Genomic DNA, 13,649 nt, shown 5'->3' on the forward strand with positions numbered 1-13,649 from the left:
GGGATATCATTTGTGTGATACATGATGCGACAGCCAATTTAATGAGCAGGAAAAGATTAAAATGAAATTTTCGGTGCTGATGTCAGTCTATGACAAGGAGTCACCACGTTTTCTTCGTGAGTGTCTTGAGAGCATCAGGATGCAGAGTGTGCAGCCTGATGAGGTTGTCATTGTCGAGGACGGGCCCATCAATGATCAATTGCATGAAGCCCTTGATGAATACCGTCCTGCACTGAATATCGTTTCCGTAAGGCTTCCACAGAACAAGGGGCTGGGTGAGGCGCTTAATACCGGCCTCGAGCATTGCCGTAATGACCTTGTTGCCAGGATGGATACCGACGATCACTGTTGTCCGGGGCGCTTTGAACTGCAGGTTAACTATATGGCAGCGCACCCCGAGGTGGATATGCTTGGGGGCGCCATTGCCGAGTTCAATGAGGATCCTCAACAACCTCATGCCATTCGAGAGCTGCCCACCGGCAAGGAACAGGTAGCACGTTTTGCACGATCACGCTGCCCTGTTAATCACATGACGGTCATGTTTCGCCGCTCGGCCATTCTGAAAGCAGGCGGTTATCAGCATTTTCTGGGGATCGAAGACTACTATCTATGGGCGCGCCTGCTTTGTCAGGGCAGCCACATCGATAACGTCAGCGATATTCTGGTCAATGCACGCGTTGGTAACGGCATGTTGGCAAGGCGCCGGGGTTGGGGATATTTCAAGCAGGATGTAAAGCTTCAGAAAAAGTTCCTTGATATGGGTTTTATCGGGGCTGGTACCATGTGCATGAATATTCTTAAAAGAGCTCCTTTGCGCCTCATGCCCGAAAAACTGCTTGCTGCGGTATATCAGAGGGTTCTGAGAAAGAAGCCAGCAGCCTGATGCTGCTGACCCTTTAAAATCGGCAATCCAAAGTTTGCCCCGGTACAGGCCAAAAGCCTGTACCGGGGCTTTTGGTTTTCAGCGGCTGATTGCCCGATAAGCGGTTCAAATCCTGCGTTACTCGGCTGATGCAAAGTGGTCTGGCAGGATCGGTTGTCAGCGGTAAGCGCGGTATAGTACTCATCCCATGAAATACAGGAAATGAGTCCAATGACAGAACTGCTCGAGTCCGTAAAAAGCATTGCATGGGATGCTTGCGACGCCATCATGAATATCTATCAAGGCTCGGTGGGGATTACTGCCAAATCTGACAGTAGCCCTTTAACCCAGGCTGATCTGGCAGCGCATCAATTGATAATAGAGCGTCTGTCCGGTCTGACGCCTTCCTGGCCAATGCTTTCTGAAGAATCAGGTGCTGATGAAATAGAGGATCGCCGATCATGGTCAACCTATTGGTTAATCGATCCCCTGGATGGCACGAAGGAATTCATCAATCGCAGTGGTGAGTTTACGGTCAATATCGCGCTGGTACATGAAGGCAGCCCAGTGCTTGGCGTTATCGCTGCGCCTGTTTTGAACATCATGTGGTATGCCATGAAAGATGAGGGCGCATGGCGTCAACATCGGGGTGAGCCAGCCGAGCCCATTGCCACCACAACATGGCAGCCCGATCAAACACTACGTGTTGTCGGCAGTCGCTCTCACGGGGGGGAGGAACTCAAGCGTTTATTGAAAGCCTTGCCGCCACATGATTTGCAGGGCGTAGGAAGCTCGCTCAAGTTTTGTCGTATTGCAGAGGGCGCAGCCGATTGCTACCCAAGGCCGGGCGCCACCTGTGAATGGGATACCGGCGCAGCCCAGATCATCCTGGAAGAAGCCGGCGGTACCGTCATTCAGTTGGATACCCGTACCCTTCAGATAGAAGAGGCACTTCAATACAACCAGCGTCAGTCGCTGATCAATCCGGACTTTATCGCCCTGGGGCGAGGACTCGATGAGAAATGGAACCACTCCGGATTTTTGAAGGATTCTGCCGAGAGATTGCCTTAAACATTTTACGGTCTCTGCCGATAGTGTCCCTGAGAGAACAATGAATCCGCTTTTGCCTGCCAGGGTTCCCATTCCGGAGTGTTATAAATGGCTATCGAATCACTGGGTGTTGGTTCCAACCTTGATCTGACATCACTGCTTTCCAGTCTTAAAAAGTCGGAACAGGCGAAGCTGGAGCCCATTACCTCCAAGATTACATCGACCAACGCCAAGCTGTCGGGCTTTGGCCAGCTGAAAAGCTCACTTGAGGAGTTTCAGACAGCGGCCCAGAAGCTGAACAGCCCAAAGCTTTATGAAGGATTTGCTGCCAAGGTCAGCGGTTCGGCATTGACAGCTACTGCAGGAAGTACGGCAGCGGCAGGCAGCTATGACATCAGGATCAATTCGCTGGCGACGGCGCAGTCCCTGGCCACCGCCGGACGTGCTGATACGACAAGTACCATCGGAACAGGAACGCTGAGCGTCAAGGTGGGTGATAAATCCACCGACATCGAGATCACCGATGGGTCATTGGCCGGCATCCGCGATGCCATTAACAAGGCCGATGCCGGTATGAAGGCCTCCATCGTCAATGATGGCAGTGGCACACCCTATCGGCTGGTCTTGAACTCCGAGACCACGGGCGCTGCATCAACCATGTCCTTTGCCAGTGACAACAGCGAACTCAATGCGCTGTTTTCCGGCACAACCGAAACGGTAAAAGCAGCAGATGCTTCCCTGACGGTAAATGGTCTGGCGATTACGAGCGCTTCCAACACCGTGGAAGAAGCCATTCAGGGTGTCACCCTTAACCTTGTTGAAACGACCGCGGAAGGCGCCTCTACAAAACTGACGGTCAGTCAGGATACAGAGGCTGTCAAAACGGCAGTGCAGGATTTTGTGAAATCCTACAATGCGCTGGCCGACAAGATTACCTCCCTGACCAAGGTCAGTGGAGAGGGAGATAGTGTCAAGGGCGCCGCGCTGACGGGTAACAGCACCGTGCGGTCTGTCCAGAGCACACTGCGCAACGTCATGAGCAGCGCCGTAGACGGCGAGGGCATGAACTACCTCTTTGAGGCCGGCATCAGTTTCAGCAAGGATCTTGCCAAAAGCGGCAAGCTTGAAATCAGTGATGAGAAAAAGCTCGATGACGCCCTGGCCAACAATCTTGATGGCATGAAAGGGCTGTTCGCTGGAGACGGCAAGACAGGTATTGCAGCCAGACTTGATACCAGTATTAGTCAGATGCTGACGACCAATGGCGCAATAGGCAGCGCCAAGGCAGGCCTTGAAAGCTCAGTCAAAAGCCTTGAAGCCCGTAGCCTGAGAATGAAAGAGACCATTGATACAACGGTAGAGCGCTATAAAAAGCAGTTTCAGCAGCTCGATTCAATGATGTCCAGGCTCAACAATACACAGTCATACCTTACCCAGCAGTTTGAAGCCCTTAACAGCTCTTCGAAAAATTAACCGGTTTATAGTGGCGGATACCAACCATGTATGCACAAAAAGGGGCAAGTACCTACGCATCAGTAGGTGTGGAGACGGGCGTCATGAGCGCATCGCCTCATCAATTGATCGTCATGCTGTTCGATGGCGCCATGGCCGCCATTTTCAAGGCCAAATGGGCCATGGAGCATAACGATATTGCCGGCAGGGGCATGGCTATCTCCAAGGCCATTGATATTATCGATGGCGGTCTGCGCGCCAGTCTGGACATGACGCGTGGTGGCGCTCTGGCAGAGCGTCTGGCATCGCTTTATGAATACATGTCACGCTCTCTTTTGAAGGCCAATGTATCGAACGACAGGGCACTGCTTGAGCATGTTGAAAGCCTTTTAAGTGATATTGCCGGCGCATGGAAGGAAATAGGTCCGTCCGTTCAGCAATCTACCGCTGCTGCTCAGGTCTGAAATGGAAAAAAAACGTGCGCTGATCATTCATGGATATGAACGAGCTCTTGGTTTAAGCCAAAAAATGCTTGGCCATGCCGATGCAGGTCAGTGGCAGCAGCTGATCGCGCTTGAGCATGATTACCTGTGTGAGATTGATCGTTTACGGGCACGGGATGGTCAGATAACGTTGGATAGCGACCGCCAGGCTTATAAAAGGGAAATCCTGTCTCAGCTGCTGGAAAACGATCATCGGCTACATGAGCTCTTGCAACAAAAACTTGCCGAACTCAGTCATCTGATAGGGCAGAGCCGGGTGCAACAGCAGGTCAGTCGTGCCTATAGCGCGGCATCAACCCCAATGGGGGAATGATCATGAGTGCCATTACGCCATTGCTGGATACCCTGCTGCATAACGTGCTGGGGCGTAGAGCGGATCTGGATCGGGTTGCTTCAAGGCAACCCGATTTACCATTGGGTGGTGTGACCTATACGCCAGCAGTGCGCCATGCGACTTCTGATACACCCGATGAAACGCATGAACGTCACAGTGAAGATGCTGCTGCAAGAGCCAGCACGAACGACAAGACCGACAAGACCTCTGCCCGGGTAAAAATATCGGGCAGCAGCGTGCATTTTGAAGACAATACGCCGAGCAATGTCCCAAGGTCTTCCGCCACCCACTTCAGTGCTGAAGCCAGAGCCATATCCCGCATACTGGAAAAGTTTCCGGCCACCGCGCCAGTGATCGGCTCCGGTACTGTCATGCTGTCAGCCGGGGATACTCCCGAGGCACCGGCTCTTGCGGCAACACTTGCCGGACAAATCAGGCACAGCGGTCTTTTCTATGAGTCGCATCTTCGTCAGTGGCTGGTGGGCCAGCATGGCCTCCAGGAACTTCTGAAGGAGCCGCAAAACAGGCTCTCCCAGCTGCCGGCTGTCACTCACCAGACGGGTGCCGAGGCGGGCAAGACACACAGTGTACTCACCGCCACCATGCAGGAGCGCGCCACCTCACAGCTGGCAAGTAGCCTGTCGGACAAGGAAAGTGGGGCTACCGGCATGTCATCCGTCCAGGATGATTTGCAGGGTATTCTGCGGCATCAGCTGGAGCTCATGACGTCACCGCTTATTCGCTGGGAAGGTTTCTTGACGCCTCAGATACCTGTGCAGTGGGAAATTGAGCAGGGCACCGAGGAGGCCTCGGGCGATAGCAGGGAAGAAGCGCCGCGCGTCTGGCGTTCGAGGATGAAACTGGTGCTGCCTGCGCTGGGACACGTTGATCTGGACATCAGCCTGCAGGACAAGACCATCAATGTCAGCGGCAGGGTAGAAAACACATATCTTGCCTGGATGACCGTTCAGGGGCGACATCTGGATGAAAGGCTGGCTGGTGCAGGCCTTCAATTGAGCGCCCTGCATTTCTCCCCCCAACACAGGCGTGATCATGATGAGGGGTCAGTATGACATCTTCCAGTGATCGGCCCCTAGACCGCCAGCGGGCAGTGGCCATAGCACATGATGTCAACGAGACACCTCGTGTCGTGGCCAGGGGCTATGGCACGACGGCTGACGCCATCATAGAAAAGGCGCAGGCCAGCGGTATTTATGTGCATCAGTCTGCTGAGCTGGTCAATCTGCTATTGCATGTTGACCTTGATGATCGCATCCCTCAGGAGCTGTATCTGGCGCTGGCAGAACTCCTCTGCTGGGTGCATGAACTCGAGCAGGATCTCGCCTCCATTCGCTGATACCGCCTTGTAATGGCATCGTAACCTTTAGATACATTTAACCCACCTTAATTTAAAGAAATAGGGCCCATTTAGGGCCCTTTTCGTCTAATGTTGATTTTATTGATTAAATTCTCTGCTATCGTATTAATCCCATAGATGAGAAAACATTGTTTTCGTACTAATAAAAAAAATAGTTGTGATAGGAAAGTATGATGTGTCAATATTGCAAAAAGTAACGAGGCGTTACATTTTATCGAGTGAATGCCGCCTCACCTGGCAATGAACCTGCCGCGAAAGATGGTCAAGAGCGTGAACAATCGCCACTGCGCCTATCGCGACATGGAACAAATTTTCAAGACGAGGGGAAGGGAACATGATGACCACAAGTCATTTGCTGGACGATATTCGCAACGTCAATCTTTCGTATCTGCTGTTGGTACAGCGTCTTTTGAACGAAGATCGTTCTTCTGCCATGTTCAGGCTGAAGTTGAACGAGCAGATGGCTGATACTCTGGCATCACTACCCATTTCCCAGCTTGCAAAACTTGCCAATTCCAACCAGTTACTGTGTCATTTTGCTCTGGTGGATCCTTCCCAGCTGTCTTCGCTGACCACCCAGCAGCGCGAAGATGATCTCAAGCGTACGCACGCTGCTATTCTGCTGGCGGGCAGCATGCATGATGATGAGGAGGTGGTGCTGAAAAAGGGGCATCACCATGGCCGATAAAAGCGTCATCAATGAAGTGCGTGATATACAGCTGGCGATCGAGCTGATCGAGCTGGGCGCCAGGCTTCAGGTGCTTGAAACCGAAACGGACCTGTCTCGTGGCCGGCTGATTCGCCTTTACAAGGAAGTGCGTGGCGTTTCGCCCCCGAAGGGTATGTTGCCCTTTTCGACAGACTGGTTCATTACCTGGCTTCCCAATATTCATTCATCACTTTTTTATAATATTTACCTTTCCTTGCGGGAGCAGAGCCACTGTGACCGCATGGAGGCCATTATCAAGGCCTATCGGCTCTACTTTGAGCAGATCTCCATGCTTGAAGATGGCGAAGCCGTACTGGGTCTGACGCGGGCATGGACGCTGGTACGCTTTTTTGAAAGCGACATGATGCAGCTTTCCTCGTGCACCTCGTGCAAGGGTCGGTTCGTCAACCATGCCCATAGTCTTGATCAGGATTTTGTATGCGGTATCTGCCAGCCGCCTTCGCGTGCAGGCAAAACCCGGCGCGCCGCTGAGCGAGACCGCATCAGAAAGGAAAGCGGTACGGAGTAATGATGGACTTGTGTCATTGACACCCCTGAATGATCCCATCCTGTTGTCACGATTTCCCCTTTACCCCGAGAGCCTGCGCTTTCGGGGTTTTTTATGGCCTGTACCCCATGTAGCCCTCTGCCTTCAAACAGGAAAATTGACCCCTTTTTCGGAAGCTAGTCCTGCCTTTGATGAACAATAAAAGGCTTTAATCTTGCCAGCATTATCCTGCAGAACGTACCGGCAGAGCGGCAGGGGCCGTATCCCTTTTTCTCCGATGAATCTGATGAGATGGGCGCTCAAGCCAGGCCACTTTTGGCCGATGTTATCTCCAGATCCTGAATACTGAGGAATTACCGTGCTTATATTATTTGGATATGTTGCTGTTATTGCCTCGGTGATCGGGGGGTACATGATGGTGGGCGGGCACCTGGCCGTGCTGTTGCAACCGGCCGAGGTTGTCATCATCTGCGGTGCTGCCGTGGGAGCGTTCATCGCCAGTAACAATGGCAAGGCCATCAAGGCCACATTACGGGTCGTCCCCAAGCTCAAGGGAAGCGTCAAGTACAACAAGGAGCTTTTCATGGAGCTCATGGCGCTTTTGTACCTGCTGCTGGCCAAGGGGCGTCAGGAAGGCATGATGGCGCTTGAGCGTGACGTGGAAAGTCCCGCAGAAAGCCCTCTGTTTACCCGCTATCCAAAGTTGATGGCAGATCCCTTGCTGATGGAGTTTCTGACCGATTATCTGCGTCTGATGATCAGCGGCAACATGGATGCCTTTGAAATCGAGGCGTTGATGGATCATGAAATCGAGACTTTCCAGCATGAAGCCGAAATTCCCGTCAACGCCATTGCGGGTGTAGGGGATGGTCTGCCGGCCTTCGGTATCGTGGCCGCGGTCATGGGGGTTGTACACGCACTGGGTGCCGAAGGGCTGACGCCGGAAGAAGTGGGCCCTCTGATCGCTGCCGCCCTGGTAGGAACCTTTCTGGGCATATTGCTGGCCTATGGGTTCGTTACACCACTTGCCACGCACGTCAGGCATCAGATTGGTGAAGTAGAAAAGATGCTGCAGTGCATCAAGGTCACGCTCCTGGCCAACCTGAATGGCTATGCACCGCCGATCGCCGTCGAATTTGGCCGCAAGGTGCTCTATTCAACTGAACGTCCCAGTTTCAGTGAACTGGAAGAGCATGTACGCGCCGTTCGTTCACAGCCCAGTGGCAATGGACAGGGATAAGTCATGAGCCAGCATCGCCGTCCCATCGTTGTACGTCGTAAAAAGGCTGCCGGGCATCATGGCTCTCATGGCAGCTGGAAGATTGCTTATGCCGACTTCATGACGGCCATGATGGCTTTCTTTCTGGTGATGTGGCTGCTGGCTGGTACATCGAAAGCCGAATTTGAACAGATCAGTGAATATTTTCGTACGCCGCTGAAGGTGGCCCTGGCGGGCGGGGATCGTAATTCGGCCAGTAACAGTGCCATCCCCGGCGGTGGTGATGATGTCATGCACAGTGATGGTGAGCGCTCTCGCATCACCATTGAGCAAAACAGTGGCATGGCCACCGACATGTCGGCACTCAGCAGGCTCAAGGCGCGCCTTGAAGCGCTGATGCAGGAAGATCCCGCGTTACGGGACCTGCGCTCACAGATGCGACTTGACCTCACGCCCGAGGGGCTGCGGATCCAGATCGTGGACAGTCAGCGCCGCCCAATGTTTGAAATAGGTAGCGCGCGCGTGGCGCCTCATATGCACAACATATTGACGGCCATCGCACCGCTGCTTAATGAGCTGCCCAACAAGCTGACCCTGTCGGGGCATACGGATGATCTTCCGTTTGCCGCGGGTCTCAAGGGATACAGCAACTGGGAGCTCTCAACGGATCGGGCCAATGCGTCACGGCGTGAGCTGGTGACCGGGGGGCTTGAGCCCGAGAAGCTTTTGCGGGTCATCGGCATGGCAGACACCATGAACATGCCAGGTGAGGAGGACAGCGCGCTCAACCGCCGGATCAGCATTCTGGTGCTTAACAGCCGCGCACAGAAGATGATGGAACAGGAAAACATGGCACCAGGGGCACCAGCCGTCATCGATGGCGAGAAAAGCCCGCTTTCCATCGAGGACCTGACCCGAAATGAAAACGCCCTGGAAAGCCAGGCGGTGTCAGAGCAGAAAACACAGTCATGAGCATCATGACGACAGGTTTTGAAAGTACCTTCGCGCACGCTCGAGTCGAGCGTTGGACCGAATCCAGAAGCAGGGCAGGGCATCAGGCGTGAGCATCGATATTACCGAGTTCTACCAGACATTTTTCGAAGAGGCCGAGGAACTGCTCAGCGATATGGAGCAGCAGCTGTTGCAGATTGATCCCAGTGATCCTGACAGTGAACAGCTCAACGCCATTTTTCGAGCAGCACACTCCATCAAGGGTGGTGCGGGTACGTTTGGCTTTACCGTACTGCAGGAGACCACGCATCTGTTCGAGAACCTGCTCGACAAGGCGCGTCACCATGAACTGACCCTTGACCCGACCATTATCGACATATTTCTGGAAACCAAGGATATGCTCAGCGATCAGCTCAACGCCTATCGTCAACAGACCGAGCCGGACAGCGCCACCTACGAGCGTATCTGCAACACACTGAAAGCACTGGCCGAAGAAAAGGGTCAGGGTGAGGGCGCCGCTGCCACTACCACAGCGCAAACCGCTGCTGCCGGTCCCGCCGCCAGCGGTGCCATGGTCATCAGGATTGCTGGCGTGGCCGCGGACAACGCTACCAGCCTTGCAGAAGAGCTGGCGCTTTTCGGCACGGTGCTTGAGCAGCAGCATGCCAATGATGTACTGACCGTGCAGCTTGAAACCGCCACGGGTGAAGATGATATCCGCGCGGTACTCTGTTTTGTGGTCGACGACGATCAGATTACCTTTGAAAGCGCCGCGGCAGCGCCATCTGAAAGTGCTGTAGTAGCGCCGGCGGCTGAAGAGGCCGAGCAGAAAGCACTTGAAAAGGATGACGCTACACCGCCGCCAGCAGTAGATGCCGCTGCTGTGCCGGCAGAACCTGCAAAAGCCGCTGCGCCTGCCGCCAAAAAGGCCGCAAGCGCCGCCAGCAGTGAAAATGCTTCCCTGCGTGTATCGATTGAAAAGATCGATCAGATCATCAACCTGGTCGGTGAGCTGGTAATTACCCAGTCCATGCTGGAGCAGGGCACTGCCGATTTCGATCCGGTTACCCATGGCAGCCTGCTCAGCGGCATGAATCAACTGCAACGCAACGCCCGTGACCTGCAGGAAGCGGTCATGTCGATTCGCATGATGCCCATGGATGTGGTTTTCAACCGTTTCCCGCGGCTGGTGCGCGATCTGGCCGGCAAGCTTGGCAAACAGGTCGAACTTGAAACGGTGGGCAAGTCCACCGAGCTCGACAAGGGATTGATCGAGCGCATCGTTGATCCGCTGACCCACCTTGTCCGCAACAGTCTGGATCACGGGATTGAAACGCCCGATCGTCGTCTGGCCGCCGGCAAGCCGGCTGCGGGCAGGCTGACCCTGTCTGCCAGTCATCAGGGCGGCAATATCCTGATCGAGATCAGCGATGATGGCGCTGGCCTGAATCGTGACCGTATCCTGGGCAAGGCCCGCGAAAACGGTCTGGCCGTATCGGATGCCATGAGCGATGACGACGTCTGGCAGCTGATCTTTGCACCGGGCTTTTCGACGGCCGAGCAGGTCACCGACCTGTCAGGCCGAGGGGTCGGCATGGATGTGGTCAAGCGTAATATCGCGCAGATGGGCGGTCATGTAGACATTCTCTCCCGACCGGGACAGGGCACCACGACGCGTATCGTGCTGCCCCTGACACTGGCCATCCTCGATGGCATGTCGGTACGTGTGGGGGAAGAGGTGTATATCCTGCCGCTGGGCGCCATCAAGGAGTCCATGCAGGTCAAGCCGGAAGATATCAGCACCGTGACCGGCAGCGACCGTGTACTGCATGTACGCGGGGAATATCTGCCGCTGGTCGAGCTGTACCGCGTATTCGACATTCCCGAGGCGCAGCAGGACGTCACCAAAGGGATTGTCATGATCGTGCAAAGCGAGGGCCGCAGCTTTGCACTGCAGGTCGATCAGCTGATCGGGCAGCACCAGGTGGTGGTCAAGAATCTGGAAACCAATTACCGACGTGTCCCCGGTATCTCTGCTGCCACCATCCTGGGCGATGGCAGTGTGGCGCTGATCCTGGACATTCCGGCGCTGTCACGTGCTCCTCAGGATCGCGAAGGCAGTCACACCGGCAATCATCGTAGTGCTGCCACGCTGCATTGATGCGAGCGTGCGGTGAATCGCAACCTTGTTAATTCTGCCCGGCGGGCCGGGCATCTGGGAGTTGAGAAAATGGAAGCTTCTGCTATCGAGAAGGGACAGCTGGAAGGTGAAGGCCATGAATTTCTGGTCTTTCGACTGGGCGCGGAAGAGTACGGCATCGATATCCTGAGTGTGCAGGAAATCCGTGGCTATGAAGGCGTCACGCGCATTGCCAACGCACCTTCCTTTATCAAGGGCGTGACCAACCTGCGTGGCGTGATTGTCCCCATCGTTGATCTGCGTTTGAAGTTTGCACTGGGTAATGCCGACTATACGGCCCAGACCGTCGTGATCGTACTCAATATCGGTCACCGGGTAGTCGGTGTGGTTGTAGATGGCGTCTCCGACGTTCTGGCGTTGACCGGTGAACAGATCAAGCCGGCGCCGGAATTTGGCTCCACGCTTTCCACGCACTATCTGATGGGACTGGGCAGTCTGGACGATCGCATGCTGATTCTGGTTGATATTGAAAAGCTGATGACCAGCGAAGAAATGGCCCTGATCGACAAGGCCGCCTGATCCAACAGCCCCTGTCTTCAAAGGCGCCGGCATTTGCCGGCGCTTTTTTTATGCCTGCACAAATAACGTAGTTTAAGACGCGCTAATCCTTGGTTTGTTTTATTCAAAACATAGTTTGATATGCACAGACATGCTGGCATCTGCCGGTCACAGAAGCTATTGCAGGAGATCAATCCGTGCGCAACAACCAACCGATCAATGACAAACATCATGTTCTTGATGAGCAGCAGTTTTTGATCTCACAGACCGATCTGGACGGCAACATTGTCTATGCCAATCCGGCATTTATCTGTGTCAGTGGTTTTGAGCGCCATGAGTTGATTGGTGCCCCCCATAATCTGGTGCGCCATCCCGATATGCCGCCGATCGCCTTTGCCAATCTGTGGCAGACCCTGCGTGATGGCGGGACCTGGATCGGCATGGTCAAGAACCGGCGCAAGGATGGTGGCTATTACTGGGTCAGGGCAACCGTGATGCCCATGGTCGAGCAGGGCCAGCTCAAGGGTTATGCCTCGGTGCGGGTCAAGGCAGATGACGCGGCCATAGCACACGCGGAAAGTGTTTATCGACAAATCAATGAGGGTCGGGGCAAGGGCTGGACCCTGGTGCAGGGTGTCATTACACCGACCGGTCCGCGGGGCTGGATACATCGCCTCGGCCGTTTGATGCCCGCGCGCAAGGCCGGCTGGGCCGGCATGACCAGCGCTGTATCATCGATCGCTCTGATGGGGCTTCTGGTGGCGGACTATCAGATTCTTTCGGCGCAGCAGGCGCTGCCAACGCTTATGGGCGTGCTCACGGTTGGAGCAGCCCTGCTTGCCACAGGCTCAGCCGTGGCAGGGGCCTGGCTGGTGCGCCATGTGCAGCACTCTCTTGAGCAGGCGCTGACGTGTTGCCGCCAGATTTCCGGTGGCGATCTCGAAGCGACCAGTAATAGTCGGGACCAACTGATGATTGCGCTGGATACCATGCGCAAGTGCGTGCTGTGCGTCGTGCGTGACGTCAAGGGAAGTGCCGGCGTGATCGCCCCGGCCAGCAATGAGCTTGCCATCGGTAATCAAAACCTTTCCCGACGTACTGAAGAGCAGGCGGCATCACTTGAAGAAACCGCCAGCAGCATGGAGGAACTGACTGCCACGGTCGGGCACAACGCCGGACATGCCAGAGATGCCTCCCGGCTGGCGCATCAGGCCTCCAGCGTGGCAGAGCGCGGTCGCACCGAAATGGGGGACGTCGTTGCTCGAATGGAAGGTATCACGCAGGCCTCGGCACGCATCTCCGATATCGTGGGCGTCATCGACAGCATTGCCTTTCAGACCAATATTCTGGCGCTCAACGCCTCCGTGGAGGCGGCCCGTGCCGGGGAGCAGGGCAAGGGGTTTGCCGTGGTCGCCAACGAAGTACGTTCTTTGGCCAGTCGCAGTGCGCAGGCTGCTCGCGAGATCCGCGAGTTGATCGACAAGTCTTCGGTTGAGGTGAGTGTCGGCAGTGAGCTGGTCGCACGTGCCCAGGCCACCATGACCGATATCGTCGGTGGGGTGCATCGGGTCAGTGGCCTTATGCAGGAAATCTCATCAGCTACTGATGAACAGAAAAACGGCATCGAGCAGATCGGTCAGGCCATTCATCGCATGGATGAAATGACCCAGCAAAATGCCGCCATGGTTGAGCAGTCCTCGGCAGCGTCTGAATCGATGCGTCAAAAGGCCGATCATCTCAATGAAATTGTCAGTCTTTTCAGGATCAAGGAAAGCGCCCGCGCGCCGATAATAGGTTCAGACAGGAGTGTCCCTGCAACAGGGCACAGGGAACGCGCCGGCCGCGAAGTATCGAGCAAGCGTACACCGGTGTCATCGTCTGGCCATACCGGCAGCACAGTTCCTGTTGAAGTGCCGGTAAATCGCCAGCGTGATGCAAAAACGCCTGCAACAGTCGACGGGGACTGGACAACCTTTTAATCACCT

At 54.9% G+C, this 13,649-nt stretch carries 14 protein-coding genes; all 14 read left to right on the top strand.

Features of this window, described 5'->3' with window-relative positions; translation table 11 throughout:
* The first annotated feature begins 79 nt into the window (after positions 1 to 79).
* Positions 80 to 883, top strand: coding sequence for a glycosyltransferase (locus IE123_RS15075; protein WP_229819810.1), 804 nt, complete (start codon positions 80 to 82; stop codon positions 881 to 883).
* Positions 884 to 1,093: 210 nt separating this feature from the next.
* Positions 1,094 to 1,933 carry a 3'(2'),5'-bisphosphate nucleotidase CysQ gene (gene cysQ / locus IE123_RS15080; RefSeq protein WP_229819801.1) on the top strand — a complete coding sequence of 280 codons (840 nt, stop codon included), beginning with the start codon at positions 1,094 to 1,096 and terminating at the stop codon, positions 1,931 to 1,933.
* A gap of 87 nt (positions 1,934 to 2,020) precedes the next feature.
* Entirely contained in the window at positions 2,021 to 3,385 is a 1,365-nt protein-coding gene (gene fliD, locus IE123_RS15085) for a flagellar filament capping protein FliD (protein WP_189519704.1), read from the top strand.
* A gap of 26 nt (positions 3,386 to 3,411) precedes the next feature.
* Positions 3,412 to 3,828: a flagellar export chaperone FliS gene (fliS, locus tag IE123_RS15090; protein WP_189519707.1), complete on the top strand. Its 417-nt coding sequence runs from the start codon at positions 3,412 to 3,414 to the stop codon at positions 3,826 to 3,828.
* A gap of 1 nt (position 3,829) precedes the next feature.
* The gene (gene fliT, locus IE123_RS15095; RefSeq protein WP_189519708.1) at positions 3,830 to 4,180 is read left to right on the top strand and encodes a flagellar protein FliT; all 351 of its coding nucleotides are present in this window, start codon (positions 3,830 to 3,832) and stop codon (positions 4,178 to 4,180) included.
* A 2-nt stretch (positions 4,181 to 4,182) separates the two neighbouring features.
* Positions 4,183 to 5,274, top strand: a complete 1,092-nt coding sequence (gene fliK, locus IE123_RS15100) for a flagellar hook-length control protein FliK (RefSeq protein ID WP_189519710.1) — start codon at positions 4,183 to 4,185, stop codon at positions 5,272 to 5,274.
* Entirely contained in the window at positions 5,271 to 5,558 is a 288-nt protein-coding gene (locus IE123_RS15105) for an EscU/YscU/HrcU family type III secretion system export apparatus switch protein (RefSeq protein WP_189519712.1), read from the top strand. Before fliK ends, IE123_RS15105 begins: the two co-directional genes overlap by 4 nt.
* Positions 5,559 to 5,913: 355 nt before the next feature.
* Complete coding sequence (gene flhD, locus IE123_RS15110) at positions 5,914 to 6,267, top strand: flagellar transcriptional regulator FlhD (protein ID WP_308430232.1); 354 nt, start codon at positions 5,914 to 5,916, stop codon at positions 6,265 to 6,267.
* The gene (flhC, locus tag IE123_RS15115) at positions 6,257 to 6,817 is read left to right on the top strand and encodes a flagellar transcriptional regulator FlhC (protein ID WP_189519714.1); all 561 of its coding nucleotides are present in this window, start codon (positions 6,257 to 6,259) and stop codon (positions 6,815 to 6,817) included. Before flhD ends, flhC begins: the two co-directional genes overlap by 11 nt.
* A gap of 337 nt (positions 6,818 to 7,154) precedes the next feature.
* Positions 7,155 to 8,036, top strand: a complete 882-nt coding sequence (motA, locus tag IE123_RS15120) for a flagellar motor stator protein MotA (protein ID WP_189519716.1) — start codon at positions 7,155 to 7,157, stop codon at positions 8,034 to 8,036.
* Between the two features lie 3 nt (positions 8,037 to 8,039).
* The gene (motB, locus tag IE123_RS15125; protein WP_189519718.1) at positions 8,040 to 8,987 is read left to right on the top strand and encodes a flagellar motor protein MotB; all 948 of its coding nucleotides are present in this window, start codon (positions 8,040 to 8,042) and stop codon (positions 8,985 to 8,987) included.
* A 94-nt stretch (positions 8,988 to 9,081) separates the two neighbouring features.
* Positions 9,082 to 11,127 (top strand): chemotaxis protein CheA, encoded by a 2,046-nt coding sequence (cheA, locus tag IE123_RS15130; RefSeq protein ID WP_229819811.1) that lies wholly within the window; start codon positions 9,082 to 9,084, stop codon positions 11,125 to 11,127.
* 69 nt (positions 11,128 to 11,196) lie between these two features.
* Positions 11,197 to 11,685 (top strand): chemotaxis protein CheW, encoded by a 489-nt coding sequence (gene cheW / locus IE123_RS15135; protein WP_189519722.1) that lies wholly within the window; start codon positions 11,197 to 11,199, stop codon positions 11,683 to 11,685.
* A 176-nt stretch (positions 11,686 to 11,861) separates the two neighbouring features.
* Entirely contained in the window at positions 11,862 to 13,643 is a 1,782-nt protein-coding gene (locus IE123_RS15140; protein ID WP_189519724.1) for a methyl-accepting chemotaxis protein, read from the top strand.
* Positions 13,644 to 13,649 lie beyond the last annotated feature (6 nt).

The sequence above is a fragment of the Kushneria pakistanensis genome, assembly GCF_014652795.1.
Lineage (GTDB): Bacteria > Pseudomonadota > Gammaproteobacteria > Pseudomonadales > Halomonadaceae > Kushneria > Kushneria pakistanensis.

What these genes read in the sequence shown, in the direction of transcription:
- flhD (WP_308430232.1), top strand. Translation starts at nt 5,914, where the DNA reads ATGATGACCACAAGTCATTTGCTGGACGATATTCGCAACGTCAATCTT.
- motB (WP_189519718.1), top strand. Translation starts at nt 8,040, where the DNA reads ATGAGCCAGCATCGCCGTCCCATCGTTGTACGTCGTAAAAAGGCTGCC.
- flhC (WP_189519714.1), top strand. Translation starts at nt 6,257, where the DNA reads ATGGCCGATAAAAGCGTCATCAATGAAGTGCGTGATATACAGCTGGCG.
- fliD (WP_189519704.1), top strand. Translation starts at nt 2,021, where the DNA reads ATGGCTATCGAATCACTGGGTGTTGGTTCCAACCTTGATCTGACATCA.
- fliK (WP_189519710.1), top strand. Translation starts at nt 4,183, where the DNA reads ATGAGTGCCATTACGCCATTGCTGGATACCCTGCTGCATAACGTGCTG.
- IE123_RS15075 (WP_229819810.1), top strand. Translation starts at nt 80, where the DNA reads ATGTCAGTCTATGACAAGGAGTCACCACGTTTTCTTCGTGAGTGTCTT.
- cysQ (WP_229819801.1), top strand. Translation starts at nt 1,094, where the DNA reads ATGACAGAACTGCTCGAGTCCGTAAAAAGCATTGCATGGGATGCTTGC.
- fliT (WP_189519708.1), top strand. Translation starts at nt 3,830, where the DNA reads ATGGAAAAAAAACGTGCGCTGATCATTCATGGATATGAACGAGCTCTT.
- cheW (WP_189519722.1), top strand. Translation starts at nt 11,197, where the DNA reads ATGGAAGCTTCTGCTATCGAGAAGGGACAGCTGGAAGGTGAAGGCCAT.
- IE123_RS15105 (WP_189519712.1), top strand. Translation starts at nt 5,271, where the DNA reads ATGACATCTTCCAGTGATCGGCCCCTAGACCGCCAGCGGGCAGTGGCC.
- fliS (WP_189519707.1), top strand. Translation starts at nt 3,412, where the DNA reads ATGTATGCACAAAAAGGGGCAAGTACCTACGCATCAGTAGGTGTGGAG.